The following is a 26,793-nucleotide window of genomic DNA, read 5'->3' on the forward strand; positions in this document are numbered from 1 at the left end:
GCACATGGCAGCGAAAAACGACTCCACTGCTGAGGACGTGAAGGACACCTCGGCGGAGACGCCGAGCCTCGAATCCACGTCTGCGGCACTGCCCAAGCACGGATTCTTCGTCAGGCTCTACACCGGTACCGGCGCCTTCGAGGTCATCGGCCGCCGCAAACTCTGGTACGCGATCAGCGGCGTCATCGTCGCGATCTGCATCGCCAGCATGGTGATCCGCGGATTCACCTTCGGTATCGACTTCGAGGGCGGCACCAAGGTGTCGATGCCGTCGGCCGGCTCCGGAGGGGTCGTGTCGGTACAGCAGGTCGAGGACGTCTACAGCAAGACGCTGAACCGGACGCCCGAGTCCGTCGTGCTGGTCGGCAGCGGCGCCTCGGCCACCGTCCAGATCCGGTCGGAGACGCTGTCCGAACCAGAGATCGAGCAGCTGCGGACCGCGCTGTTCGACGAGTTCCACCCCAAGGGCAGCGACGGCCAACCCAGCAAGCAGGCGATCAGCGACTCGAAGGTGTCGGAGACCTGGGGCGGACAGATCACCCAGAAGGCACTGATCGCGCTGGTGGTGTTCCTTGTGTTGGCGTCCATCTACATCGCCTGGCGCTATGAGCGCTACATGGCGATGGCCGCGATGGCCACCCTGGTGTTCGACCTGGTCGTGACCGCCGGCGTCTACTCGTTGGTCGGATTCGAGGTCAGCCCGGCCACCGTGATCGGCCTGCTGACGATCCTGGGCTTCTCGCTCTACGACACGGTGATCGTGTTCGACAAGGTCGAGGAGAACACCAACGGCTTCGAGCACACCACCCGCCGAACGTTCGGCGAGCAGGCCAACCTCGCGGTGAACCAGACGTTCATGCGCTCGATCAACACCAGCCTCATCTCGGTGCTGCCCATCATCGCGCTGATGGTCGTCGCGGTGTGGCTCCTGGGTGTAGGCACCCTGATGGATCTGGCGCTGGTCCAGCTCGTCGGCGTCATCGTCGGTACCTACTCGTCGATCTACTTCGCCACGCCGCTGCTGGTGACCTTGCGCGAACGCACCGAACTGGTGCGCAAGCACACCAAGAAGGTGCTCAACCGCCGGGAGAAGGGCGCAGGCGCGAAGGCGTCGACGGCCACCAAGGACGCGGGTGACGCTGCCGAGACAGAGGACCGCCCTACCGAGACGGTGTCGGCCTCGGTCGTCCGCGAGCCTGCACCTGAGAAGCCGGCACCGGGTGCCCGTCCGGCCCCGCGGACCGGACGTCCGTCGGGCAAGCGGAACACCCGGCGGTAAAACACATGGTTCAGTGGCGGGCCATCGCCCGGGCACGGACAGTGGTGACAGCGGCGACGCTGTCCGTGATCGTCGCGATGGGCTTGGCGGCGTGTTCGGACAGCGCGGCCGACGAGATCGACTACGCCGTCGACGGCACCCTGACCACCTACAACACCAACACGGTGGCCGGAGCCGCGTCCGCCGGGCCACAGGCATTCGCCCGGGCATTGACGGGATTCGCCTATCACGGTCCCGAGGGCCAGGTGGTCGCCGACAACGACTTCGGCTCGGTGTCCGTCGTGGGCCGCGCCCCGCTGATCCTCGACTACGTGATCAGCGACAAGGCGGTCTACTCCGACGGCAAACCGATCACCTGTGACGACATGGTCCTGGCGTGGGGCGCGCAGTCCGGCCGGTTCCGGGTGTTCGACGCGGCCAGTCAAGCGGGTTACCGCGACATCGCTTCCGTGGACTGCGAGCCCGGTCAGAAACGGGCCCGGGTTTCCTTTGCGCAGGACCGCGGATTCGTCGACTACGGGCACTTGTTCGCAGCGACCTCACTGATGCCGGCCCACGTCATCGCCGACGAACTCGACCTCGGCGACGGCGGCGTGGCCAACGCGCTGCAGACCGGCGACCAGCCGACCATCGACCGGATCGCCAAGGCCTGGAACACGGTGTGGGACCTCAAACCCGACCTCGACCTCAAGCGGTTCCCGTCCTCGGGCCCGTACCGGATCGACTCGGTGTCCGAGGACGGCGTGGTGGTCCTGGTCGCCAATGACAAGTGGTGGGGCACCCCGGCGATCACCAACCGGATCGCGGTGTGGCCGCGCGGGGCCGACATCCAGGAACGGGTCAACCAGGGGTCCTTCGACGTCGTCGACATCGAGTCCGGATCCTCGGGCCTGCTCAACCTGCCCGACGATTACGTCAGTACGGAAAGCCCGTCGGCCGGCATCGAGCAGTTGATCTTCGCGCCGGGGGGCCCGCTGGCCGCCCCGCCCGCGCGGCGCGCCGTGGCTCTGTGCACCCCGCGTGACGTCATCGCCCGCAACGCCGCCACGCCGATCATCAACTCGCGGCTCAGTCCGGTCTCCGACGACGCGTTCAGTGCCGCCGAGAACGTCGGCGAGGCAGCACAATTCGGTGTGGCCAACCCTGACGCCGCCCGCGCCGCTATCAACAACAAGCCGCTGACCGTCCGCATCGGATATCAGACACCCAATGCCAGGCTGGCCGCCACCGTCGGCGCGATCGCGAAATCATGCGCCGCTGCGGGCATTACCGTGCAAGATGCCGGATCGGCGACCGCCGGGCCGGTGGCCTTGCGTAACAACGAGTTCGACGGATTGTTGGCAGGCACCGGCGGCGCCGCCGGCAGCGGCTCCTCGGGTTCGTCGGCCATCGACGCCTACGCATTCCACTCCGGCAACGGCACCAACCTGCCCGGCTACTACAACGAGCGGGTCGACGGCATCATCGATGCCCAGGCCGTCACGACTGACCCGAAGGAACTGGCGCGCCTGGCGGGGGAGGGCGCACCCATCCTGTGGAACGACATGCCGACCCTGCCGCTGTACCGCCAGCAGCGCACCGTGCTGACGTCGACGAAGATGTATGCGGTGAGCAGCAACCCGACCCGGTGGGGCGCAGGCTGGAACATGGACCGCTGGAAGCTGTCCACGTGAGCGGCGAAAGTGCCAGCGTCTCGAAACTGATCGAGAAACTGATCCGGGAGGTCCCCGACTTTCCCGAGCCGGGCGTGCAGTTCAAGGATCTGACCCCGTTGCTGGCCGACGCCGAGGGCCTGCGCGCGGTGACCGACGCATTGGCCGCCACCGCCGCCGACGCCGATCTGGTCGCAGGGCTGGATGCGCGGGGTTTCCTGCTGGGTGCCGCCGTCGCGACCCGGCTCGGCGTCGGCGTTCTGGCGGTGCGCAAGGGCGGCAAGCTGCCGCCTCCCGTGCACAGCGTCACCTATCAGCTGGAGTACGGCAGCGCGACGCTGGAGATTCCGTCCGACGGGATTGATATCGCCGGGCTCAACGTTGTGATCATCGACGATGTCCTGGCGACCGGCGGGACCCTGGCCGCGGCGATGCGGCTACTTGAGGCCGGCGGCGCCAATGTGATGAGCGCCGCTGTGGTGCTGGAACTGACGGCCCTGGGCGGCCGGGACGTGGTGGCGCCGCTGAGGGTCAGCAGCCTCCACACGGTGTGAGGGATATCCTCGAACTCTCAGATGTTCAGCGGGAGGTGACTATGGCCAGCGATCCGGTTACGGACACAGGTACGGGCCAGACGGTCAAGTTGCCCCCGACGCTGCCGCCACCGGCTGCCGATGCCGGCAAGACTGTCGAGGCGGCCAAACTTCCCGATACGACCAAGACCAGCGCGTCACGCCGGGTACGTGCACGGCTGGCCCGCCGGATGACGGCGCAGCGCAGCCCGGTCAACCCGGTCCTGGAGCCGTTGGTCGCGGTTCACCGCGAGATCTACCCGAAGGCCGACCTGCAGTTGCTGCAGCGCGCCTACGACGTCGCCGAGCAGCGTCACGCCGACCAGCTCCGCAAGTCCGGTGACCCCTACATCACCCATCCGCTGGCGGTGGCCAACATCCTGGCCGAGCTCGGTATGGACACCACCACGCTGGTGGCCGCGCTGCTGCACGACACCGTGGAGGACACCGGCTACACCCTGGAGGCCCTGACCGCCGAGTTCGGCGCCGAGGTGGGCCACCTGGTCGACGGGGTCACCAAGCTGGACAAGGTGGTGCTCGGCTCGGCCGCCGAGGGCGAGACCATCCGCAAGATGATCATCGCGATGGCGCGTGACCCGCGGGTGCTGGTGATCAAGGTGGCCGATCGGCTGCACAACATGCGGACCATGCGGTTCCTGCCACCCGAGAAACAGGCCCGAAAAGCTCGCGAGACGCTGGAAGTGATTGCGCCGCTTGCGCATCGGCTCGGTATGGCGACGGTCAAGTGGGAGCTTGAGGACCTGTCGTTCGCGATCTTGCACCCCAAGAAGTACGAGGAGATAGTGCGGCTGGTCGCCGACCGGGCACCGTCACGCGACACCTACCTGGCCAAGGTGCGGGCAGAGATCGGCGTGGCGCTGAGCGCGATGAAGATCAACGCGGTCGTCGAGGGCAGGCCCAAGCACTACTGGTCGATCTACCAGAAGATGATCGTCAAGGGACGCGACTTCGACGACATCCACGACCTGGTCGGCGTGCGGATCCTGTGCGACGAGATCCGCGACTGCTATGCGGCCGTCGGCGTGGTGCACTCGCTGTGGCAGCCGATGGCGGGCCGGTTCAAGGACTACATCGCCCAGCCCCGCTACGGCGTGTACCAGTCGCTGCACACCACCGTCGTCGGCCCCGAGGGCAAGCCGCTGGAGGTGCAGATCCGCACCCGCGACATGCACCGCACCGCCGAGTACGGCATCGCGGCGCACTGGCGCTACAAAGAAGCCAAGGGCCGCAACGGGGTTCCGCACAGCCACGCCGCCACCGAGATCGACGACATGGCGTGGATGCGCCAGCTGCTGGACTGGCAGCGGGAGGCCGCCGACCCCGGCGAGTTCCTCGAGTCGTTGCGTTACGACCTTGCGGTACAAGAGATCTTCGTCTTCACCCCCAAGGGCGACGTGATCAATTTGCCGACCGGCTCGACCCCGGTCGACTTCGCCTATGCGGTGCACACCGAAGTGGGGCACCGCTGTATCGGCGCCCGGGTCAACGGCCGACTCGTAGCGCTGGAGCGCAAGCTCGAAAACGGTGAGGTCGTCGAGGTGTTCACCTCGAAGGCGCCCAACGCGGGCCCGTCGCGGGACTGGCAGACCTTCGTGGTGTCGCCGCGCGCGAAGGCCAAGATCCGGCAGTGGTTCGCCAAGGAGCGCCGCGAAGAGGCGCTCGAGTCCGGTAAGGACGCCATCGCGCGGGAGGTCCGCCGCGGTGGACTTCCGTTGCAGCGCTTGATCAATGCCGACTCCATGGGCGCACTGGCCCGCGAGTTGCGCTATACCGACGTGTCCGCGCTGTACACCGCTGTCGGCGAGGGCCATGTCTCGGCGCGTCACGTGGTTCAGCGTCTGCTGGCCCAGTTCGGCGGCGACGATGCGGCCGAAGACGAATTGGCCGAGCGGTCCACCCCGTTGACCATGCCGGTACGCCAGCGCAGCACCGATGACACCGGTGTCGCAGTACCCGGGGCGCCCGGGACCCTCACCAAACTGGCCAAGTGCTGCACCCCGGTGCCCGGCGACACCATCATGGGTTTCGTGACCCGCGGTGGTGGGGTCAGCGTGCACCGCACCGACTGCACGAATGCGGCGTCCCTGCAACAACAATCGGAACGCATCATCGAGGTCAACTGGGCGCCGTCGCCGTCCTCGGTGTTCCTGGTGGCGATCCAGGTCGAGGCCCTGGACCGGCACCGGCTGCTCTCCGATGTCACGCGGGTGCTGGCCGACGAGAAGGTCAACATCCTCTCGGCATCGGTGACCACTTCCAACGACCGGGTGGCGATCAGCCGGTTCACCTTCGAGATGGGTGATCCCAAACATCTGGGCCACCTGCTGAGCGTGGTGCGCAACGTGGAAGGCGTCTACGACGTCTACCGCGTCACCAGTGCGGCGTAGCGGCCTCGGCTCATCCGACGCTCGCCGATGTGATCGTCACCGGTGTGGCGGGCTCGCCGTCATCGCTGCCGTCGGCGACTCCGCCGTCGGCGATCGCGTCCAGGGTGCTCAGGCCGGTCTTGTCGACGGCGCCGAACACGGTGTATGTCGGCGGCAGCAGGGAATCCTCGTACACCAGGAAGAACTGGCTGCCGTTGGTGCCGGGCCCGGAGTTCGCCATCGCCACCGTGCCGCGCGGATAGACCACGGGTTGCTTCACCGCGGGGTCGGAGAGCCGGTACTGGTTGGTCGGGTACTCGTTGGGGAATCGGTAGCCGGGCCCACCGGCGCCGCTGCCCGACGGGTCACCGCACTGCAGCGCCGCGAGGTCGCCGGTGGTCAGCCGGTGGCACCGGGTGCCGTCGAAGAATCCCTGGGAGGCCAGGCTGGCGAAGTTGTTGACCGTGCACGGCGCTTTGCCGTTGGCGAGTTGGAGGCCGATGCTGCCGCGATCGGTGACGATCCCGGCTTCCACCGTGGCCGGTTCGGTCGGCACCGGGCCGGTCCGCGGCGGGGTGGCCCGCTTGGCGGCGGGCTCGGTGGTCGCCGGGTACTGGCAGTTGGCGCCGAGGTTGGCCGGCGGCGTGAAGGCAGGCAGTTCCCGGCCCGAGCCCGGGGAGGCGGTGTAGCGGTCCTGCCGCGGCATGTCCTCTGCGGCCTTGACGACGATCAAGGCGAACACCACGGCCAACACGGTCGCCAGGATCCCGAGCACCGTCAGCACGTATCCGATGACCAGGCCCGCGATCGCGATGCCGCGGCCCTGCTCACCGCTGTGCTTGAGCTGCGACAGCGAGATGTGTCCGAAGACGATGCCCAGCGGTGCGAACAGGGCCGCGCACACCAGCGACGCGATCGCCATGCCGTTGGTCTGGGCAGACGGGGGATGACCAGCCGGATATCCCGCCGGGTAACCGCCGTAAGGGGGCGGGGCAGTCAATGGCTCCGGTGCCTAGTCCAGGGCCACAGACTTCAGCTGGACGTCGAGCGCAGGCTTGCCGTCCGGACCGCCTCCGGCGACACCGGCAGCGGCGATCTTGTCGAGCGTGGCCAGGCCGGTGTCGTCGATCTTGCCGAACACGGTGTAGCCCGGGGGCAGCTGCGAATCCTGGTACACCAGGAAGAACTGGCTGCCGTTGGTGTTGGGCCCGGCGTTGGCCATCGCCAGGGTGCCACGGGGGTAGAGCACCGGCTGCTGCAGCGCCGGGTTGTCCGGCTGGTACTGGTTTGTCGGGTACTCGTTGGCGAACTGGTAGCCGGGGCCACCGGTGCCCTGGCCGGTCGGATCACCGCACTGCAGCACCGACAGGCCGCCCGTGGTCAGCCGGTGGCACGGGGTGTCGTTGAAGTAGTTCTGCCCGGCCAGGCTGGCGAAGCTGTTGACCGTGCACGGCGCCTTGGCGTTGTCGAGTTGCAGCCCGATGTTGCCCTGGGTGGTGACCATGCTGACGCTGACGGTGGCCGGATCGGTGGGAACCTTGCCGGTGCGCGGCGGGGTGGTCTGCTTGCTGGCCGGGCCCGCGGCCGGGTACTGGCAGTTGGCCCCGAGGTCGGCGGGCGCGGCGAAGGCAGGCAGCTGACCGTTGGCGGCCGGCTGGGCAGGCGCTCCGGAGGTTGCGGTGGTGGTCTCCGCCGAGGCTGTGGTGCTGCCCGAGTCCTTGCTGGTGAACACGAATGTCGCCACGACGGCCCCGATGACGACGAGGGCCGCGACGGTGGAGCCCGCGATGGTCAGGATGCGTCGTTTGCGTTCCTGGGCGGCGCGGCGCTCCAGTTGTTCCTCCAGCTTGCGCTTGGCCGTCTCACGCCGTTCTTCGTTGGTCGGCACCGCAGCAGTCCTCCTTGTGGGCGGTCGGGATCGGTGACGAGTCTGCCAGGTCGCGGTGCGGTGCCGGGCGGCGGCCACGTGGAAAACTGGCACTGTGTTCATTACCGGATTTCCGGCCGGGATGCTGGCGTGCAACTGCTATGTCCTGGCTGAGCGGCCAGGGGCCGACGCCATCGTCGTCGACCCGGGTCAGCGGGCCATGGACCGGCTGCGCCGGATTCTCGACGAGAACCGCCTCACCCCGGCAGCGGTGCTGCTGACGCACGGTCACATCGATCACATCTGGTCGGCCCAGAAGGTGGCCGACACCTATGGCTGCCCCGTCTACATCCACCCCGAGGACCGGTTCATGCTGACCGATCCGATCAGGGGGTTCGGGCCGCGCCTGGCCCAACTCGCGTTCGGTGTGCTGTTCTCCGAGCCCAAACAACTGGTCGAGCTGGACAAAGACGGCCAGACACACGACTTCGGCGGCGTCTCGGTCACCGTTGACCACACCCCCGGGCACACCAGGGGATCAGTGGTGTTCCGGGTCTCCGGCGGGCCGGAGAAAGCATCGGCCGCCCAGACCGTCTTCACGGGCGATACGCTGTTCCGGTCCTCGGTGGGCCGTACCGACCTGCCCGGCGGCAGCGGACGTGACCTGCTCGAGTCGATCGTGACAAAGCTGTTGGTACTCGACGACGACACCGTGGTATTACCAGGACACGGCGCGCGCACGACCATCGGGCACGAACGCCGCACCAACCCCTTTCTCGAAGGTTTGACTCTGTGACATCTGCATTCCAGGCGCCCAAGGGCGTGCCCGATTACCTACCACCGGAGTCGGCGCAGTTCGTAGCGGTCCGGGACGGCCTGCTGGCTTCGGCGCGCCGCGCGGGGTACGGCGACATCGAGCTGCCGATCTTCGAGGACACCGCGCTGTTCGCCCGCGGTGTGGGCGAGTCCACGGATGTGGTGTCCAAGGAGATGTACACGTTCGCCGACCGGGGTGACCGCTCGGTGACCCTGCGTCCGGAGGGGACGGCCGGAGTGATCCGGGCGGTGATCCAGCACCGCCTCGACCGCGGGGCACTCCCGGTCAAGCTGTGCTACTCGGGGCCGTTCTTCCGCTACGAACGCCCGCAGGCCGGGCGCTACCGGCAGCTGCAACAGGTCGGTGTGGAGGCCATCGGTGTCGACGACCCGGCCCTGGACGCCGAGGTGATCGCGATCGCCGACGCCGGTTTCCGGTCGCTGGGCCTGGACGGGTTCCGCCTCGAGCTCACCTCGCTCGGCGATGACACCTGCCGCCCGGCCTACCGGGAGCTGTTGCAGGAGTTCCTGTTCAAGCTGGACCTCGACGAAGAGACCCGGCGACGCGCCGAGATCAACCCGCTGCGGGTGCTCGACGACAAGCGGCCCCATATCCGGGAGATGACCGCGGACGCGCCGCTGATGCTCGACCACCTCTCCGACAGCGCCAAGGCCCACTTCGAGGTGGTGCAGGCGCACCTCGACGCGCTCGGCGTGCCGTACGTGATCAACCCGCGGATGGTGCGCGGGCTCGACTACTACACCAAGACGACTTTCGAGTTCGTGCACGACGGGCTGGGCGCACAGTCCGGCATCGGTGGCGGTGGCCGATACGACGGCCTGATGAGTCAGCTCGGCGGGCAGGACGTATCGGGCATCGGCTTCGGGCTCGGTGTCGACCGGACCCTGCTGGCACTGCAGGCCGAGGGCAAGACGGTAACCGGGGTCGGAGGCGTCGAGGTGTTCGGCGTGCCGCTCGGAGATGCCGCCAAGCTGGAGTTGGCCAAGCTGGCCGCACGGCTGCGGGCCGGCGGGGTGCGGGTGGACCTGGCCTACGGCGACCGCGGGCTCAAGGGCGCGATGAAAGCGGCCGACCGCTCGGGTGCCAAGTACGCGCTCGTGGCGGGCGACCGCGATATCGAGGCCGGCACCATCGGGCTCAAGGATCTCGCGACCGGCGAGCAAGTCGATATTGCCGCCGATTCCGTTGTCGCCGAGGTGCTTTCCCGCTTGGCGCGATAGCGCGTCGCACGCACCGCTAGATGGCCATGGCGGCGCGGACGTCGGCCTCCGACGTCGAGCCACCGGTGCCGCTCGAGGTGATGCGGCCGGCCTCCAGGATGTAGTAGCGCTGCGCGGATTCGAGGGCGAACCCGATGTGTTGTTCTACCAGCAGCACGCCGAGGTCGCCGCGAGCGGTCAACGAGGTGATCGCCGCCTCGATCTCGGCCACCACGGACGGCTGGATGCCCTCGGTCGGCTCGTCGAGGATCAGGCACTTGGGGGTGGTGATCAACGCCCGGGCGATCGCGAGCTGTTGGCGCTGCCCACCTGACAGGAGCCCGGCCCGACGGCCGAGCAGTTCCTTCAGGGCGGGGAACAGGTCCAGTTGCTCGTCGATCAGTGCCTTGCCGTTGCGGCGGCCGTCGGCGACCACCTGGAGATTCTCCGCGGTGGTCAACTGGCCGAATGACTGCTGCCCCTGGGGTACGTAGGCCAGACCGCGGGCCACGCGCGCGCTCGGGCGGAGCCTGGTGATGTCGTCACCGTCGAACAGCACTTTGCCCACAGTGCATTTGAGGAGCCCGACGGCCGCGCGCAGCAGGGTCGTCTTGCCCGCGCCGTTGTGACCCATCACCGCTGCGACCCCGTCGGAGGGCACCGCGATGCTGGCGCCGTGGATCACTTCGGAGCGGCCGTATCCGGTTCGGACATCGAGTAATTCGAGCATCAGGAAATTCCTTCCACGCCTGCCGCGGCGGTGCCGAGATAAACCTCTTGGACCTTCGGGTTGGCCTGCACCTCGGCCACCGAACCCTCGGCGATCACCTGGCCCCGGGCCAGCACCGTCACCGAGGTCGCGAATGCCCGCATGAAATCCATATCGTGCTCGACCACGACAACCGTGCGCGTACCGCCGATGCGGCGCAACAGGTTTCCGGTTTCCTCCCGCTCCTCGTGGCTCATCCCTGCCACCGGTTCGTCGAGCAGCAGGACATCGGCGTTCTGCACCAGCAGCATGCCGATCTCCAGCCACTGTTTCTGTCCGTGCGCCAGAACGCCCGCAGGCTTGTCCGCCAAGTCGGTCAGTCCGGTGGTTTCCAGTGCTTCCTCGATGGCCGGCAGGGTGTCGCGGCGCCGGCGCAGCAGGGTCCACGGCGAACGGCCGGCGCCCGCGGCGATGTCGAGGTTCTGCAACACCGTGAGTTGTTCGAACACACTCGCGGTCTGGAAGGTACGGCCCACGCCCGCCCGGGCGATCTGGTGCACTTTCTTGCCGAGCAGTTCCACCCCCGACTTGTTCACCGAACCGGTGGCGCTCACCAGCCCGGTGATGGCGTCGATGACGGTCGTCTTTCCCGCACCGTTGGGCCCGATCAGGAACCGCAGGTCTCCCTGGAACAGGGTCAGATCGACGTCGGTTACCGCCTTGAACCCATCGAAATCGACTGTGAGACCGCGTACTTCGAGGTACTGCGCGCCCATGCCGGCATTGCCACCGGCCGCGGGCTCGGGAGTCTGGTCTGGCTCGCTCACGTGGTGGCACCCACTTTCTCGGGGTCGGTGTCGGGTGCGGTTCGCTGGTCCTCGGTTGGTGCCGACTTCGCTTTACCGCGGCGCCACCGGCTCAACAGCACACCGAGCCCGGCCAGGCCGGCCGGGAAGAAGCCGACGACCACGATGAACAGCAGCCCCTGGCCGTAGATCCACCCGGATGGAAACCGTTCGGAGAACAGGGTTTGCGCCCAGGCCACGCCGATGGCGCCGAGGACCGGACCGAGCAGCGTGGTACGTCCGCCGATCGCGACACCGATGAGAAATGCGATGGACGGCAGGATTCCGACTTGTGAGGGTGCGATGAATCCGACGATCGGCACGAACAGGGCTCCGGCGATGCTGGCGAACAACGCGGCCAGCGTGTAGGCCACCACCTTGATGTTGGCCGGGTCGTACCCCAGGAACCGCACGCGTTCCTCACCGTCGCGCACGGCGACCAGCAACTCGCCGTAACGGCTGTACATCAACTGGCGCACCACGGCCACCACGATCAGCAGCGTGGCCGCCGCGATGAAGTACACCATTCGCTTGTTGGCCGGGTCATTGAGGTTGAAGCCGAAGAACGTGCGGAAGTTGGTCAAGCCGTTGCTGCCGCCCAGACTGGTCTGCCCGACGAGCAGGATCGCCAGCGCCGCAGCCAGTGCCTGCGACAGGATCGCGAAGTAGGCGCCCTTGACGCGCCGTTTGAACACGCCGAATCCCAGCAGTGCCGCGATTCCCGTCGGGATCGCCAGGATCGCGAACAGTGTGAAGGCCGGGGAGGCGAATGGCGCCCAGTAGCCGGGCAGTTCGCGCACGCCCGCGATCTGCATGAAGTCGGGCACGTCATGCCCGCGGATCTGGGCATCGGCGATCTTGAGGTGCATGCCCATCAGATAGCCGCCGAGGCCGAAGAACACGCCCTGGCCGAGTACCAGCATTCCGCCACGGCCCCAAGCCAATCCGATCCCCACCGCCACGATGGCGAAGCACAGGAACTTGCCGAGCAGGCTGAGCCGGAAGTCTGACAGGGCCACTGGCGCGACCCCGAACAGCAGCACCGCGGCGAGCGCGAACCCCGCCAGCGAAAGGGCTTGGGCCTGCCATCGTTCGATGATCGTTCTCACACCAGGCTCCTCGTTCGAACGGTGAACAGGCCCTGTGGGCGCACCTGCAGGAAGATCACGATGACGACGAACACGATCACCTTGGCCAGCGATGCGGTGGTGCTGTACTCGATGAACGAGTTCAGGAAGCCCAGGGTCAACGCAGCGATCACGGTGCCCTTGATCTGGCCGAGGCCGCCGACCACGACCACCAGGAACGCGTCGATCAGGAAACTCTGGCCGATGGTCGGACTGGTCGAGCCGATCAGCGTGAGCGCCACACCGGCGACCGCCGCCAGCCCGGACCCGACGAAGAACGTGGTGATATCGGTCTTGCGTGACGAGATGCCGCTGGTCTCAGCGAGATCCCGGTTGGCCACCACCGCCCGGATCCGGCGTCCCATGGGGCTGGTTTTGAGAACAGCGGCAAGGACTGCGACGCACATGACGGCGAGCACCAGGATGAAGATCCGGGTCTTGGGGACCACCGCGCCGAGGATCTCGACGCCACCCGAGAGCCATTCCGGGGCGACGACGTTGACCGCGGGTGCGCCGAAGATGTCGCGGGCCACCTGCTGCAGGATCAGGCCGACGCCGAAGGTGACCAGCAGCGTGTCAAGCGGACGACCGTACATCCGCTGGATGAGTGTGACCTCCAGCAGAGCGCCCATCGCGCCGCCGACCAGAAAGCCGACCACGAGCGAGATCAGCAGTGAGGCACCGGCATTGGTGATCAGTTGCTGAACCACGTATGCGGTGTAGCAGCCGGCCATGATGAACTCGCCGTGCGCCATGTTGATGACGCCCATCTGGCCGAACGTCAGGGAGAGGCCGAGTGCGGCCAGCAACAGGATCGAGCCGAGGCTCAATCCCGTTGCCAGCTGGCCGATGAGGATATCCATGCTTGCTCAGCCGGACAGCCCCGCAGCCCACGGATAGGACTTCAGGTACGGATCGGGATCGATCGGTCCCTTCGACTCCCAGATCGTGTAGATCAGGCCGTCGGGGCGGATCTCGCCGATGCGAGCCGTCTTGGTGATGTGGTGGTTCTCGCCGTCGATGGTGACCTTGCCCTCCGGCGCATCGAAGCTCACGCCGTCGGCGTTGTCCTGAACGGCCGCGACGTCGAACGACCGGGCCTTCTCGACGGTGTTCTTCCACAGGTAGACCGACGCGTAAGCGGCCTCCATGGGATCCGATGTCGGCTTCTTGGGATCCTTGACGAAGTCCTTGTAGGCCTTGACGAAGGCCTTGTTCACCGGGGTGTCGATGGTCTGGTAGTAGTTCCACGCGGTGAGCTGGCCCGCGACGTTCTGCACGCCGATACCGCCGACCTCTTCCTCGGCGATGGACACCGAGACCACCGGCATCTCCTGGGGCGTCAGACCCACGTTCTTGTACTCGCGGAAGAAGGCGACGTTGGAGTCGCCGTTGAGGGTGTTGAACACCGCGTCGGCATCGGCGCCGCGGACCTTGTTGATGATGGTGGAGAAGTCTGTCGAGCCCAGCGGCGTGTAGTCCTCGCCCTTGATCTCGATGCCGTTGGCCGCTGCGTACGCCTTGATGATGCGGTTGGCGGTCTGGGGGAACACGTAGTCACTGCCCACCAGGTAGAGCGACTTGACGCCCTTTTCCTTGAGGTAGTCCAGCGCGGGAACGATCTGCTGGTTGGTGGTCGCGCCGGTGTAGAAGATGTTCTTGCTCGACTCAAGGCCCTCGTACTGGACCGGGTAGTACAGCAGCGCGTTGGCGCTCTCGAAGACCGGCAGCATGGCCTTGCGGCTCGAGGAGGTCCAACCACCGAACACCGCTGCGACACAGTCGCTGCTGATCAGTTTCTCGGCCTTCTCGGCGAAGACCGTGGGCTCCGACGCGCCGTCCTCGCCGATCAGCTCGATCTGTTTGCCCAGGACGCCACCGTCGGCGTTGATCTGCTCGACCGCGAGCTTGATCGCGTCGCGCACCGTCACCTCGGAGATGGCCATCGTGCCCGACAGCGAGTTCAGTGATCCCACTTTGATTTTGGGTCCGGACGTGTCCACACACGAGGTAGCGTTTGCTGTGTCGGTCTCGCTCGCCCGGCTGCCGCAGCCGGCCAGTAACAGGCTCGTGGCTGCGATCAAACTTCCTGCGGCTAGCGCCGACCGACGCAACTGGGCACGTCTCGGAACTCGCATGGGCGACCTTTCCCTTGGATTGCAGCGCTTCTCGGCCGATCACGATCGGCGGCGGGGCAAGAGGCTGGACACCCTCTGCGGGTGTCGAATCGGGACGTTAGAACGCCGTTGTTACTGTGAAATGTCTGTATGTGACGAACAAATTAACCTCGAGCTAGGCCGAGTTGGTTTGCCGTTGGCACAGTGTCACGGCACCCACTCGTCGCACCTGTAACAAGCCGGTACCGTGCTGGGATATGACGGATATGACGAATATGCGAAAAGCGGCAACCACGGTCGGTGCGGCGCTGGTTCTGGCGGCCGCGGGTATGGCGGTCTCCAACGCAACGTCGTATGCGGAGCCGGACGCGCAGGGGCACAAGGTCAAGTACACGCTCACCTCGGGCGCCCCCTACGAATTCGACCTCTACTACCTGACGACCCAGCCTGCGAGCAAAGACGCCTACAACGCCGACGCGTACAAGTACCTGCAGAAGGCGACGGTGAATGTCGGACCCGACGCGCCGTGGGTGTTCGAGACCACCCTTGCCGATCCCCAGTGGGCGATCTTCACCGTCGCGAGCACGACGCACGGCGGTCGGGCCGAGCCGAACGCGCACTGCGAGATCGCGGTCGACGGTCAGCTCGCGGTCCAGAACGACCATCCGTACAGCCCGCGCTGCCAGCTCGGTCAGTGGTGATCGCTGGGCTGACGCCCCGGCCCGGGCTCCGCGAGGATCCCACGGACTGGGAACGCCCTTGACGGTGCACTCGAACTGTTGTTCGATAAACGAGTGCGCAGCGGGCGGTTCCGCTTCCGGCCCGATGCGCGTTCGACTGGGTTAGCGCCCATGGCGCGCGCCGATGCCGTACCCGAAACCGCGGCATCGGCGCACCCAGTCTCAGGTGTCGGCTTCGGCGCTGCGCACGGCAGCCGTGATGGCGCGTGCGAGATCGGCCGGTGCTTCGACATGCGCCAGGTGACCTTGCCCTGGCAGTCGAACCAGATCCGCCTGAGGTAACGCGGCCGCGAACGGGGCGAAGGCGGTCCCGTACGGCGCCCGGTTCTCGTTCAGTGCGCCGAGGATCAGTGTTACCGGGATGTCCAGCTGCCGATAGCTGTCCAGACCTGGTTGGTGCGCATTGATCGCGGCCAGCTCCTCGGCCAGCGGGGCGGCGAGTGCCCGGAGCACCGGCCACGCCGGTCTGCGGCGTAGTTCCGCGACATACTCGGGCGAGAAGCCGGAGACCTCGGTATTGATCAGCGTGACCGCCTGGTCGAGGTCCCCGGCGGCGATGGCGCGGCGCAGCGCGGGGACCACGCCGGGGGCGAAGGGGCGGCTGACGGGTTCATAGGCGGTCACCGACCGGACGTGGACGTCTTCCAGCGCGGTCTCCAGCCCGATGAGGGCGCCGTAGCTCCATCCGAACAGGTGGGCATGGCCGAGATCGGCCAGGATGTGCCTCAGGTCGGCGATCTCGACCCCCACCGAATAGCCGGCGCCCAGGGCGCCACTGCCGGCGCGGCCCCGTCGGTTGAGGGTGAACACCGGGTTGGGGAGTTCGACGGCGTCTGCAACGGGCTGCCATGTCGCCGCGTCGGCCATGACGCCCGGGACGAGCACCAGGGGAGTCCCGGTGCCGGGACGGACCTGATGGCTCAGCCTGGTGCCGGCCCGGGCGTATTCGACCGTGCCGGCGTGCGCGTGCGTGAATGTCATTCTGGCGCAGGTCCAATCGTGAATCGTGGCGAGTGTGCCGTGGCCGGCCGTCTGCCGGCTCACTGATACGAACCTGGCCGAGCCGGACGTTGTTCCGCCGCGGTTCTCCGAGCTCGACACACGTGGAATTACCTTGACATCACTGTCGAACAAGCGTTCGATGGAGGTTGTGCGCTGGGATGGGCAGGGTGTCGGAGTCGACGACGGGGCGCTGCCCGGTCTGCAACGGCTCGGCTTGGTCCGCAGCGTGCGCACGCCGCAATTCGAGGGCATCACGTTCCACGAGGTGCTGTGTAAATCGGCGCTGAACAAGGTGCCGGCGGCCTCGATGCTGCCTTTTCGGTTCACCGTCAACGGCTACCGTGGCTGCAGCCACGCCTGCCGGTACTGCTTCGCCCGTCCGACCCACGAGTACCTCGACTTCGACTACGGCGCGGACTTCGACACTCAGGTGGTGGTCAAGACCAACATCGCCGAGGTGCTGGCGCGCGAGTTGCGCCGCCGGTCCTGGACACGCGAGACCGTCGCGCTCGGCACCAATACCGATCCGTATCAGCGCGCCGAAGGCCGCTACGCGCTGATGCCGGGAATCATTGCCGCGCTGGCAGATTCAGGAACTCCGTTTTCGATTCTCACCAAGGGCACGCTGCTTCGCCGAGATCTCGGACTGATCGCCGAAGCGTCGCGGCGGGTGCCGGTGAATGTGGCGGTCTCCTTGGCGGTGGGTGACGATGCTCTGCACGGTGATGTCGAACCAGGGACGCCGTCGCCGCAAGCGCGCCTCGCCTTGATCTCGGCGATCCGCGACGCGGGCCTGCAGTGTCACGTCATGGTCGCCCCGGTCCTGCCGTTCCTCACCGACTCCGTCGAGCATCTCGATGCGCTGCTCGGCCGGATCGCTGCGGCCGGCGCCAGCGGGGTCACCGTCTTCGGGCTGCATCTGCGTGGATCCACCCGTGGCTGGTTCATGGAGTGGCTGGCCCGCTCACACCCTGATCTGGTCGGCGAATACCAACGGCTGTATCGGCGTGGGGCATACCTGCCCGCGGAGTACCGCGACATGCTGCGGGCGCGCGCCGCTCAGCTGGTTGCCCGCCACGGTCTGGCCAGAACGGCACGGATGATGCCCGTGCCGGCCTCACCGATCGCGGAGGAGGCGGCGGTCGCGCAGCCGACGCTGTTCTGAGATTCAGCTCTTGTTGCGCTTGACCTGATTGAACGGCACACCGCGGTCGGCAGCGTGTTCGCGTGGGAAGCCCAGGATCCGCTCGCCGATCACATTGCGGGCCATCTCCGAGCTGCCGCCGCCCAATGACCCGGTCTGGCGAGACAGGTAGCGCACCCCGATGTCGAGAAGGCCCGCGACATCGTCGGTGCCCTCGTCGACGACACCGGCCGTGCCGGCGATGGCCAGCGCGGTGTCCACCTCGAGTTCGGTGGTCTCGGCGTGGAAGAGCCGGATCAGGGTGCCCGCATTCGGTGGCAGCGCGCCGCTCGCGATGGCGCTGCCGACATGGTCGATGAGCTGTTTCTTGACGATGCGTCGTACCAGGGCACGTCCCGCCAGATCCTGCACCCGGGCGTCGTCACCTTGTCCGGTGGCCTCGGCCAGCCCGATGTGGTCAGGCGGCATCTCATTGGCGTTCTCGGCCCCGGTTCCGCTGGCGAACTCGGATCCGCCGCCGACAGCACGGCGTTCGTGATGCAGCTGGCGCGAGGCGACCGTCCAGCCGTCGTTGACCGCACCCACCACGGCATCGGCGGGAAGCTCCAGGTTGTCGAAGAACTCCTCGCAGAACTCTTCGTTACCGTTGACCTCGGTGATGCGGCGCATCGTGATACCTGGCGCATCAAGCGGCACCAGGAACATGGTGAGGCCTTCGTGTTTCGGCACGGTCCAATCGGTGCGGGCGAGCATCAACCCGTAGTCGGCGGCGAACGCGCTGGTGCTCCAGGTCTTGGCGCCGTTGATGATCCACGTGTCGCCCTTGAGTTCGGCGCGGGTGATCACACCGGCCAGGTCTGAACCGCCGCTGGGCTCGGAGAGCAGCTGGCAGAGCACCTCGTCGCCGCGGATCGCTGCCGAAATACGTTCGCGCTTCTGCTCTTCGCTACCCATGTCGAGGATCGTCGCGCCGCAGATGGTGAACGAGGGGGTGTTCAGGATCAACGGCATCTCGTAGTTCCGGCACTCGTTGTTGAAGGCCTTCTGATACGCGTAATCCAGGCCGAGACCGCCGTACTCGCGCGGGAAGCAGATGCCCGCGAATCCACCCTCATAGAGCCGCTTCTGCAGTTCCTTTGCGCGTTCCCAGGATTCGGTTTCCGCACGCACGGAAAAGGGCGGGTTCTCCGGGTCGATGGGTGGCATGTTCGCGGCCAGCCAGCTCCGGGCGCGCAGGGTGAACTCTTCGACAGACTCTGTGGTGGCGGTGGTGCTCACGGTGTCGGTCATGCCCTAATCTCCTCAGCTGCGCGGGTCTTGCGGCTCAGCGCATACACGGCGCGGTGGTGGTCTTCGGGTGAGCCGTAGAACGCCCGGTAGAGGGCGACTCTCCGGAGGTACAGATGCAGGTCGTGCTCCCATGTCACGCCGATGCCGCCGTGGAGCTGCACGCAGTCCTGCAGCATCACGGGCGCACGTTCGGCCACATAGGCTTTCGCGACGCTGACGTATTTCGGCGCTTCCGGGGAGCGCTCGGCCACGGCGGCGACGGCCCCCGCGGTGGTGGCCCGTGCGGCCTCGAACCACATCTTCATGTCGGCGGCACGATGTTTGAGGGCCTGGTACGAGGCCAGCGGCCGGCCGAAACTGTGCCGGTCGACCAGCCACTGATTGGTCATCGTGAGCACCGCGTCGAGGATTCCGACGATTTCCGCGCACTGCAGCAGCAGAGCCACTTGGCGCTGCCGTTCGATGATGTCCGGCGTCTGCTCAGCGGTACCCACCACGGCGGATTCGCCGACCTCGACACCGTCGAACTGCACACGCGCGTAACGCTTTACGAGGTCCACCGAATTCTGCGGGGTGACCGTCACCCCGGCTGCGTCGGTGGGCACCACGAACTGCCGGATCTCGCCATCACAAACGGCAACCACCAACACCGCGCCGCTCTGGTCGCCGGCCTCGACGCGGTCCTTGACGCCGTCGATCCGGTAGCCAGATGTGGTGCGGGTGGCTGTGGTGGCGACACCGGTAGGGGACTGCAACGCTCCGAACGGCCGGTTGGGTTCATAGACCGCCCAAGACGCCACGGCCTCACCGGACACCAGCGATTCGATGAGTTCCTCGTGGCCTCCCGGCGCTTCCACCAGGCCGGCCAGCACGGTGCTGACCGGGTGCAATGGACCGGGAGCCACCGTCCGGCCCGCCTGCTCGGCGAGCAGGGCCAGGTCGGTGACGCCGTCACCCGACGGGCTGCCACCGCCCAACTCCTCGGGTACCAGCAGGCTGGCCCAACCCAATTCCGCTGCGCGGCCCCACCACCCGGTGTCGAAAGCGATGCCGTCGGCGTGCAGCTGACGCACCCGGCTCAGCGGCACTTCTTTTTCCAGGAATGCCTGCGCGGTGGAGGTGAACAGCATCTGTTCGGGGTTTGCCACATCGGTCATGGAGTCGGCCCAGCTTCTTGTGTTGTGAGGTGGACTAGATCAGTTCAGGACCAGCGCCGGCACATCGGGCCGGTACACCTTCTTGTTCTCGACCTTAAACAGGTCGACCAGGTTGCCGCCCATCACCTTTCGCACGCCTTCGTCGTCCAGGCCGTGTGCCTGCAAGTCGTCGACCAGGTTGATCGGATCGGCGAGGCCCTCGGGGTGCGGCCAATCGGACCCGAAGATGATGCGATCGATACCGCAGAGGTCGGCCATCTGCTTGAAGTCGTCCTCCCAGAACGGCGCCACATACACGCCGCGCTTGAACGCCGCGATCGGATCCTCCGGGAACTCCTGAGGCATCTTCGAGTAGACGTCCTTGAACTGATAGAAGAGGTACGGCACCCACGAGGCGCCGTTCTCCACCGACAGGATGCGCAGATCGGGGTTGCGGGTCAGCGCGCCGTGGCACACCAGTGCGGCCATGGTGTCCTCGATCGGCCGCTTGCCCATCGCGACCATCCGGAACGACGTCGGCTTGAACGGCAGGAACTCGTCGGCCGGTTCCCAATCGTTGAGGTACTGCGCGTAGCCGCTGTCGGAGGCGTGCATGCACACCGGGATGCCGGCCTTGACGCAGGCGTCCCAGAACGGATCGAACTCGGGGAATCCCAGCGACCGGGTGCCGCGGTAGCCGGGCACCGGCGCGGGCCGGACCAGAACCGTCTTGGCGCCGCGTTCGAGGCACCACTCGAGTTCTTCCAGGGCACGGTCGACGACACCGAGATTGATGACGGGTGTGGAGAAGATGCGGTCGGAATAGTTGAACTGCCAGGTCTCGTACATCCACTCGTTGAGCGCGTGGATGATGTCGAGGATGAGGTCCGGATCGTCCTTGAGACGTTCCTCGACCAGGCTGGCCAGAGTCGGGAACATGATCGTGTAGTCCAGGCCGAGGCTGTCCAGAACCTCAAGGCGCGCTTCGGGATTGCGGAAGGCGGGGATGGCCTTCATCGGCTTGCCCATCACCTCGCGGTAGCTCTTGCCGCCGCTGCCGTGACGGAAGTACTCCTCCTGGGCGCCTGGCCGGGCGACCACCTCGAACGTGGGGTTCGGAATGTAGTCGCTGATGTGGTTGCGCACCACGATCTTCGTGCGGCCGCGGACATCGATGTAGTCGATGACGCCCTTGCGGTGTTCGGGCAGGAACTTGGTGAGCGCCTCTTTGGGCTCATAGAAGTGGTTGTCGGCATCGAACACCGGATAGGGAAGCTCGCGTGACGGCATGTTCGCCTCCTGGAAGAGTGTTGTTTTCGAAACTGGTAATGACGTTACCACGCGATCACAGGCGGAGACGAGCCCATTCGGGCGATCGCTCAAACCAGAGGAAAGGCGCAGGTCAGGTAGGAGATTCGGCCGCCAGCAGGCTGCGAACGCAGAACTGGTAGATGTGCTCGCCTTCGATCGGTGCGCCGTTGAGTTCCACGCCCAGTGAGCGCATGCGCATCGCGCCCAGCACCGACTGCATGATCAGGGCCGCGGTGCTCTGGATGTCGGTATCGGATCGGAAGGCTCCCGAAGCGATGCCGCGCCGCATGATGTCCGCGATGAGCTCGTGTAACGGCGCCAGCACCCGCGCGTATTCACGGGGCAGCGACTCGGCGAGATGGTCGTTGTAGAAGGTCAGGCCACGGTTGATGCTGTCCTGGGTGCTCGACGCGGCCGGCATGGTGATCCGCTGGATGAGCGCCTGAAGCGCCTCGGGCCCGTCCAGCCCATCGGTATCGGAGCGCCAGCGCTGTGTGGACTCGGCCATGATCTTGTCGATGAGAGCCAGCAGCAGCTCGTCCTTGGTGGAAAAGTGCTGGTAGAACGACCTCAACGAGGTTTTCGAGCGCTCCACGACCTCGAGCACGGTGAAGTCGGTGCGTCCGGTTTCACCCAGGATGGTGAGTGCGGATTTCATGAACCGGCGGGCCCGGTCCGCCTGAGCCTCGGCGCGCGCGCCGTCGGATGTTCGTTCGGCCGGCCTAGCCATTGCGCCATCACCTCCGTCATGCTGCACTTGCGAGAATGACGTTACCGGTTTCGTAGAAGCAATAGGCGGCTTGTGATTACTGTGTTGGCTCGATGAGTGAGTGGTTCCTGTTCCTGCCCCAGGTGCGGCTGGGTGTGGACGACGTTGTTGAGCGTGCGCGCGTGGCCGAGGCCTGTGGATACGACGGCATCGCGTTCATCGATCACCTGGAAGCGCCTGGCGCAACACACCAAAACATCTGGGAGGCAATGACTGTCGCCACCTGGGTGGCGGCCCGCACCGAGCGGCTGCGGATCGGTCATCTGGTGCTGTGCGATGCGTTCCGGCACCCGGCGGTGCTGGCAAAACAGGCCGTGACGCTGTCGGAAGCCAGCGGTGGCCGGTTCGAGCTGGGTCTGGGATCGGGTTCGTGGCCGCAGGAGTTCGAACGGTTCGGTATCGAGACCGGTGATGCTGCGGCGCGGGTAGCCAGGCTCGGTGAGAACCTGCGGTCGCTGCAGCAGTACTGGAGCGCCGACGGCGAACGTGCGCAGGTTCCGCAGCCATCTCACCCAATTCCGTTGGTACTGGGCGGAACCGGTAAGCGCATGATGGAATTGGTGCGCGCGCATGCCGATTGGTGGAACGTTCCGTCACACCAGCTGGATCGGTTGCCGGCACTGCTGCCGACAGTGAGGACTGCGCGGGTCTCGCTGCAGCAGATGGTCGGCTTCGTGGGCCGCGGTGCTGATCGCTCGGCGGTGACCGAACGCAGCACCCGGCTGTTCGGGCACCTCGGGGACGGGTTGGTGTGCGGCGACGCCGCGGAACTCAGTGCCCATTTCGCCGGTCTGTCCGCCCAGGGTGTCGAACGTTTCTACGTGTGGTTCGCCGATTTCGCCGCACCGCAAACTATTTCGGAATTCGCCGAGACAGTCATCAACGCGTGAAAGAGAGGATGGACATGACCGCAGAATCTGAGGCGCCCACCGAGGCGGAACCGACACAGTGGACGCTGCAGATGTTGCTCGATCTGTTCGACGCGGAACCCGCGGGGGAGAACCGCTTCACCGTGCAGACGGGCATCGCCGGTGTCGACGAGCGTCAGGTTGTCGAAGGGACCCAAATTCTCGGCGCCGCCATTGTGGCAGTTGCCAAACGGTTTCCGGACAAGTCGATCCGCTCGGCACACGCGGTGTTCGCCCGCGCGGTCATGGTCGGGCCGCCGGTAGAACTCGACATCGATGTGATCAGTGAAGGCCGCTCCACGGCCACCTCCGTGGTCGCCGCATCGCAGAACGGCAAGCGCTGCATCACGATCACGGTCTTCACCGACGTGCCGTCGGGCGACGTGATCCGTCATCACCTGCCCCGGCCGGAGGTCGCGGGCCCCGCCGATTCCAACCTCTCGCGGATGCCGATGATCGGCCGCGAGCTTCGGCTCGTCGACGTCGTGGACGTCAACAGCCCCGACGAGGTCGGCCCTCCCGAGTTGTACGCCTGGCTGCACTACGACCCCGTCCCCACCCGTGACGATCTCGCCAAGGCACTGATCGCGTACTTCACCGGCCACCTTGGAATCTCGACGACCATGCGGGCCCACGAGGGGATCGGCACGGCCCAGGCGCATCTCACCGTCTCGACCGCGCCGATGACCGTCACGGTGAGCTTCCATGAACCGGTCCGCTGGGGCGGCTGGCTGCTCTACAGCCACGAGAGTACCCAGGTCGGAGCGGGCATGTCCTATGTGCGCGGTGCGGTGCACACCGAAGAGGGTGAGCTCATCGCGTCGTTCAGCCAGGACGGGCTGATCCGTCCGCTTCGCACCACCGACACCAACATCTCGGCGCACTCGCGCCTGTAGCCCGGCGCCGCCGCTCAGATCTTCAAATAGCCCTTGTCTGCGGGGACCTGGGCCGCGGTGACCAAAGACGATCCATCGCCGGCCAGCCACAGCACGATGTCGGAGATGGTCTCGGGCGGGGCCAGCGAATCCGTCGGCAGGGCGCCGGGGGAGAAGCTGTGGATGTAGTTCGGATGGTCGGCGAACATCTGATACATCGATAGGTCGTTGCCCATTGGGGTGTCCGTGCCGTATGGGTGGATCGAATTCACCCGGATTCCGTACTCGCCCAACTCTACTGCCAGTGCGTTGGTGAGTCCGACGACACCGAACTTGCTGGCACAGTAGTGACCGCAGCCGGGCACGGCCTTGACACCGGCGGCCGAACTGACGGTGATGATGGAGCCGCCGTTGCCCGCCGCGATCATCGGCGGTACCACCGCCTGGACGGTGTTGAACACCCCGGTGAGGTTGATGTCGAGGATGTCCTGCCATTGCTTGGCCGAGATCTCCCACAGTCGGCCCCAATTGAGCACGCCGGCGTTGGCCACCACGATGTCGAGCCGTCCGAACTGTTCGACCGCGTCGGCCACGAGCCGCTGTTGGCCTTCGGCATCGCGCACGTCGACCTCGCGGGCCAGGATCTTGCGGCCCTCGCCCTCCACCAATGCCACCGTCTCGGCGAGATCCTCCGGGGTGGCGGCGGCGTACCCGTTGTGTTCGGCGACCGGTGCACACGCGTCGAGCGCGACGATGTCCGCCCCGGCACGGGCCAGCCGCACGCAGTGCGAGCGGCCCTGGCCGCGTGCGGCACCGGTGACGTAGGCAATCCGACCGGCCAATGGGGTAGTCATGCGAGTTGCTCCTCGGGTAGTGCGGTGACGCGGACATTGGTGAATGCGTAGTCGGACAGCGGAGAATGACGGGCGAACTGGCGGGACCCGGTGATCGTCTGCGGTCGGTAATACGGGGTTTCGTACTGCGAGTTGACGAAATAGGTGTTCAGGCCGGAAGCCGCGGTGTAATACAGGTGCGCGACGCGGCCATCCCGACGCATCCGGGCATTCCACCGATTGAACGCGTCCTGGCTGACGGTGGCGATCTGAGTGCCGCGGTGCCGGGTCTCCTCGATGATCCGGACGGCGTGCGCGGCAACGGTTTCGACATAATCCGGCCAGGCGAAGCCGACGAAGCCGAGCGGGCCGACGATCTCCCAGCGGTTGGGCAGGCGCGGGTGGGCCGTGCCGGCGTAGCTGTGCAGGCCGTGCGCCCGGTAGTACTGCGCGAGGTCGAAGCCGCATGCGCCCAAAACCGTATCCGGACGATAGGTTTCCGGGTCGATCCACAATTCGTAGCCGGTGGCGAGTACCAGCAGATCGGCCGGATGGTCGATGCCGTCGGCGGTGCGCACCCCGGTCGCCGTGATCCGTTCGATCGGCGTGGTGATCAGGTGAGTGGTGGGATTGTTGAGTGCGGGCAGGAACGCACTTGAGATCACCGGCCGCTTGGCCAGGATGCCATAGCGCGGTACCAACTTTCGCCGGGTCGCCGGATCGTCGACGACTGCTCGCAGCAGTAGCCGGTACAGCAGCCGCGACCACCCGTCGTAGAGCGGCATCAGGCGGCGCAGCACCGTGTCGGGCAGTCGGGCGAAGACATGCACGATCGGCGCCACCATGAAGATGTCCATCGCCAGCCGCCCGGCCGCGTTGACGAGCGGGACGAATCCAGGCAGCCGGAACAACCGGCGCATCCTCGGCGTGATGTCGAAGTCGACCTTGGGCAGCACCCATGCCGGCGTGCGTTGGTAGACATCGAGATTGGCCGCTTCGGCGGACAATGCGGCGGCGATCTGGACGCCGGAGGACCCCGTCCCGATCACCGCGATCCGCTTGCCGACGGTGTCGTAACTGTCGTCCCAGGCGTTGGGGCGCATGATGGTGCCGGTGAAATCGTCCACGCCGGGGATGTCGACGGTGTCCTTGGCGTTGACGTAGCCGCCGACCGAACTGACCAGGAAACGTGCGGTCACCGGGGCCCCGTCGCGGATCTCCAGCCGCCACAGGCCGTGCCGGTCGTCCCACTGCTGGCGCACGACCTCCGAGTCGGGTCGCAGATGCTCGTACAGGCCCAGTTCTGTCGCGGTGTCCTGCAGGTAGCGCTGGATCTCCGGTCCGGGCGCGAAGAACCTGCTCCAGTTCGGGTTGGGGGCGAATGACAGTTGGTACCACAGGATGGGTATGTCGACGGCTAGCCCGGGGTAGTGGTTGTCACGCCAGGTACCGCCGAAGTCGTTACCGCGTTCGATGATGACGAAGTCGCGGATACCCTTCTGGCGCAACATGTGTGCTGTGGCAATGCCGCCAGGGCCGGCGCCGATGATCGCCACCTCGAAATCTGGCTCGCTCATTACTGCCTTCCGGTCAGGCCGACCACGATGTGGTCGGACACGAATCGTTTCACCGCACGAGCACTGTCGAGGTTCACTCCGATCGGCGGGAGAAGTTCGAAGCTCAGCAGCAGGCGAACGATCCACTCGCTGCCCCGGGCCGGCGCAACTCCGGATCCGACCTCCCCGCGTTCCCGGGCCGCCTGCACGAACGGCTTCCACAGGTCGATAGAACGCCGCATCAGGTCGTCACCCGTGTTGCGCAGCAGCAGCACCAGGATGCTCTCGTTGATGCCGCGCGGTGCCACGGAGTCCGACTGCCGGCGGTGGGCGCAGATGACGACGGCGGCCGCGGCGACCTGGTCGGCCAGGGTGCCGTGGCGGTCCGCCTCTGCCGCGATGGTCTCGATGAACGCGCTCGCCAGGTGATCGAGCCCGATTCTGATGGCGTTGTCGCGGCTACCCAGCGCGTTGTGGATCGTGCCGCGGGATACACCTGCGTGTTCGGCGACCGCAGTCAGACTGAATTGTCTTGGGCCCAAACGTCTGAGCGTGTCAGCGGTGGCAGTCAGCAGCGGAGGTGACACCGCTCGGTCCACATCGCGCATTTGCACACATTAACGACATGTGTTCAATG

The 26,793-nt window shown here is 66.4% G+C and carries 25 protein-coding genes; 10 read left to right on the forward strand and 15 right to left on the reverse strand.

What is annotated here, in order from left to right; all coding sequences use genetic code 11:
• Positions 1 to 4 precede the first annotated feature (4 nt).
• Genes secF through QQ25_RS14835 form a run of 4 tightly spaced genes read left to right on the forward strand, consistent with a single transcriptional unit; the run spans position 5 to position 5,911 of the window.
• Positions 5 to 1,279, forward strand: coding sequence for a protein translocase subunit SecF (secF, locus tag QQ25_RS14820; RefSeq protein WP_039379358.1), 1,275 nt, complete (start codon positions 5 to 7; stop codon positions 1,277 to 1,279).
• 5 nt (positions 1,280 to 1,284) lie between these two features.
• The gene (locus QQ25_RS14825) at positions 1,285 to 2,952 is read left to right on the forward strand and encodes an ABC transporter substrate-binding protein (RefSeq protein ID WP_039379360.1); all 1,668 of its coding nucleotides are present in this window, start codon (positions 1,285 to 1,287) and stop codon (positions 2,950 to 2,952) included.
• A complete protein-coding gene (locus tag QQ25_RS14830) occupies positions 2,949 to 3,485 on the forward strand; it encodes an adenine phosphoribosyltransferase (protein ID WP_039319544.1) in 537 nt (178 codons plus the stop codon). The genes QQ25_RS14825 and QQ25_RS14830 overlap by 4 nt, the downstream gene beginning before the upstream one ends.
• A 41-nt stretch (positions 3,486 to 3,526) precedes the next feature.
• Positions 3,527 to 5,911: a RelA/SpoT family protein gene (locus QQ25_RS14835; RefSeq protein ID WP_039319545.1), complete on the forward strand. Its 2,385-nt coding sequence runs from the start codon at positions 3,527 to 3,529 to the stop codon at positions 5,909 to 5,911.
• A 10-nt stretch (positions 5,912 to 5,921) separates the two neighbouring features.
• On the opposite strand, the gene QQ25_RS14840 is transcribed toward QQ25_RS14835, so the two are convergent.
• Positions 5,922 to 6,812 (reverse strand): peptidylprolyl isomerase, encoded by an 891-nt coding sequence (locus QQ25_RS14840; protein ID WP_407661799.1) that lies wholly within the window; start codon positions 6,810 to 6,812, stop codon positions 5,922 to 5,924.
• 90 nt (positions 6,813 to 6,902) lie between these two features.
• Positions 6,903 to 7,778, reverse strand: coding sequence for a peptidylprolyl isomerase (locus QQ25_RS14845; protein ID WP_039379362.1), 876 nt, complete (start codon positions 7,776 to 7,778; stop codon positions 6,903 to 6,905).
• Between the two features lie 94 nt (positions 7,779 to 7,872).
• Here QQ25_RS14845 and QQ25_RS14850 point away from each other — a divergent pair, with 94 nt between their 5' ends.
• Both QQ25_RS14850 and hisS read left to right on the forward strand, forming a co-directional pair.
• Positions 7,873 to 8,553 (forward strand): MBL fold metallo-hydrolase, encoded by a 681-nt coding sequence (locus tag QQ25_RS14850; RefSeq protein ID WP_039379974.1) that lies wholly within the window; start codon positions 7,873 to 7,875, stop codon positions 8,551 to 8,553.
• Positions 8,550 to 9,815 (forward strand): histidine--tRNA ligase, encoded by a 1,266-nt coding sequence (gene hisS / locus QQ25_RS14855; protein WP_039379363.1) that lies wholly within the window; start codon positions 8,550 to 8,552, stop codon positions 9,813 to 9,815. Before QQ25_RS14850 ends, hisS begins: the two co-directional genes overlap by 4 nt.
• A 16-nt stretch (positions 9,816 to 9,831) precedes the next feature.
• Here the strand turns inward: hisS and urtE are convergent, their stop codons facing one another.
• From urtE to urtA, 5 genes are read right to left on the reverse strand one after another with little or no spacing between them, the layout of a single operon-like run.
• On the reverse strand, positions 9,832 to 10,524 hold the full coding sequence (gene urtE, locus QQ25_RS14860; protein ID WP_039379365.1) for an urea ABC transporter ATP-binding subunit UrtE: 693 nt from the start codon (positions 10,522 to 10,524) through the stop codon (positions 9,832 to 9,834).
• Positions 10,524 to 11,279, reverse strand: a complete 756-nt coding sequence (gene urtD, locus QQ25_RS14865) for an urea ABC transporter ATP-binding protein UrtD (protein ID WP_052235883.1) — start codon at positions 11,277 to 11,279, stop codon at positions 10,524 to 10,526. The genes urtE and urtD overlap by 1 nt, the downstream gene beginning before the upstream one ends.
• 47 nt (positions 11,280 to 11,326) lie before the next feature.
• A complete protein-coding gene (urtC, locus tag QQ25_RS14870; RefSeq protein WP_039379368.1) occupies positions 11,327 to 12,457 on the reverse strand; it encodes an urea ABC transporter permease subunit UrtC in 1,131 nt (376 codons plus the stop codon).
• The gene (urtB, locus tag QQ25_RS14875; protein WP_039379371.1) at positions 12,454 to 13,338 is read right to left on the reverse strand and encodes an urea ABC transporter permease subunit UrtB; all 885 of its coding nucleotides are present in this window, start codon (positions 13,336 to 13,338) and stop codon (positions 12,454 to 12,456) included. The genes urtC and urtB overlap by 4 nt, the downstream gene beginning before the upstream one ends.
• 6 nt (positions 13,339 to 13,344) lie before the next feature.
• On the reverse strand, positions 13,345 to 14,613 hold the full coding sequence (gene urtA, locus QQ25_RS14880; protein ID WP_039319562.1) for an urea ABC transporter substrate-binding protein: 1,269 nt from the start codon (positions 14,611 to 14,613) through the stop codon (positions 13,345 to 13,347).
• A 245-nt stretch (positions 14,614 to 14,858) separates the two neighbouring features.
• Here urtA and QQ25_RS14885 point away from each other — a divergent pair, with 245 nt between their 5' ends.
• Positions 14,859 to 15,293, forward strand: coding sequence for an Rv2576c family protein (locus QQ25_RS14885; protein WP_039319564.1), 435 nt, complete (start codon positions 14,859 to 14,861; stop codon positions 15,291 to 15,293).
• A gap of 201 nt (positions 15,294 to 15,494) precedes the next feature.
• Here the strand turns inward: QQ25_RS14885 and QQ25_RS14890 are convergent, their stop codons facing one another.
• Positions 15,495 to 16,313, reverse strand: coding sequence for an alpha/beta fold hydrolase (locus QQ25_RS14890; RefSeq protein ID WP_039379373.1), 819 nt, complete (start codon positions 16,311 to 16,313; stop codon positions 15,495 to 15,497).
• 169 nt (positions 16,314 to 16,482) lie between these two features.
• Here QQ25_RS14890 and QQ25_RS14895 point away from each other — a divergent pair, with 169 nt between their 5' ends.
• Complete coding sequence (locus tag QQ25_RS14895) at positions 16,483 to 17,499, forward strand: Rv2578c family radical SAM protein (RefSeq protein ID WP_039379976.1); 1,017 nt, start codon at positions 16,483 to 16,485, stop codon at positions 17,497 to 17,499.
• A gap of 3 nt (positions 17,500 to 17,502) precedes the next feature.
• Here QQ25_RS14895 and QQ25_RS14900 read toward each other — a convergent pair whose 3' ends face one another.
• From QQ25_RS14900 to QQ25_RS14915, 4 genes are all read right to left on the reverse strand, one after another.
• Positions 17,503 to 18,768 carry an acyl-CoA dehydrogenase family protein gene (locus QQ25_RS14900; protein WP_039379374.1) on the reverse strand — a complete coding sequence of 422 codons (1,266 nt, stop codon included), beginning with the start codon at positions 18,766 to 18,768 and terminating at the stop codon, positions 17,503 to 17,505.
• On the reverse strand, positions 18,765 to 19,925 hold the full coding sequence (locus QQ25_RS14905; RefSeq protein ID WP_039379377.1) for an acyl-CoA dehydrogenase family protein: 1,161 nt from the start codon (positions 19,923 to 19,925) through the stop codon (positions 18,765 to 18,767). Before QQ25_RS14905 ends, QQ25_RS14900 begins: the two co-directional genes overlap by 4 nt.
• Positions 19,926 to 19,964: 39 nt before the next feature.
• On the reverse strand, positions 19,965 to 21,194 hold the full coding sequence (locus QQ25_RS14910) for an amidohydrolase family protein (RefSeq protein ID WP_039319574.1): 1,230 nt from the start codon (positions 21,192 to 21,194) through the stop codon (positions 19,965 to 19,967).
• 112 nt (positions 21,195 to 21,306) lie between these two features.
• Positions 21,307 to 21,945: a TetR/AcrR family transcriptional regulator gene (locus tag QQ25_RS14915; protein ID WP_039379379.1), complete on the reverse strand. Its 639-nt coding sequence runs from the start codon at positions 21,943 to 21,945 to the stop codon at positions 21,307 to 21,309.
• 92 nt (positions 21,946 to 22,037) lie between these two features.
• Between QQ25_RS14915 and QQ25_RS14920 the strand changes: the two genes are divergently transcribed.
• On the forward strand, positions 22,038 to 22,874 hold the full coding sequence (locus QQ25_RS14920) for an LLM class flavin-dependent oxidoreductase (protein WP_039379381.1): 837 nt from the start codon (positions 22,038 to 22,040) through the stop codon (positions 22,872 to 22,874).
• A 14-nt stretch (positions 22,875 to 22,888) separates the two neighbouring features.
• Entirely contained in the window at positions 22,889 to 23,788 is a 900-nt protein-coding gene (locus QQ25_RS14925) for an acyl-CoA thioesterase (protein ID WP_039379978.1), read from the forward strand.
• Positions 23,789 to 23,802: 14 nt separating this feature from the next.
• On the opposite strand, the gene QQ25_RS14930 is transcribed toward QQ25_RS14925, so the two are convergent.
• From QQ25_RS14930 to QQ25_RS14940, 3 genes are read right to left on the reverse strand one after another with little or no spacing between them, the layout of a single operon-like run.
• A complete protein-coding gene (locus QQ25_RS14930; protein ID WP_039379383.1) occupies positions 23,803 to 24,621 on the reverse strand; it encodes a mycofactocin-coupled SDR family oxidoreductase in 819 nt (272 codons plus the stop codon).
• On the reverse strand, positions 24,618 to 26,177 hold the full coding sequence (locus QQ25_RS14935; RefSeq protein ID WP_039379384.1) for a flavin-containing monooxygenase: 1,560 nt from the start codon (positions 26,175 to 26,177) through the stop codon (positions 24,618 to 24,620). Before QQ25_RS14935 ends, QQ25_RS14930 begins: the two co-directional genes overlap by 4 nt.
• On the reverse strand, positions 26,177 to 26,764 hold the full coding sequence (locus QQ25_RS14940) for a TetR/AcrR family transcriptional regulator (RefSeq protein WP_039319582.1): 588 nt from the start codon (positions 26,762 to 26,764) through the stop codon (positions 26,177 to 26,179). Before QQ25_RS14940 ends, QQ25_RS14935 begins: the two co-directional genes overlap by 1 nt.
• Positions 26,765 to 26,793 lie beyond the last annotated feature (29 nt).

Source organism: Mycolicibacterium setense (assembly GCF_000805385.1).
Taxonomy (GTDB): Bacteria; Actinomycetota; Actinomycetes; order Mycobacteriales; family Mycobacteriaceae; genus Mycobacterium; species Mycobacterium setense.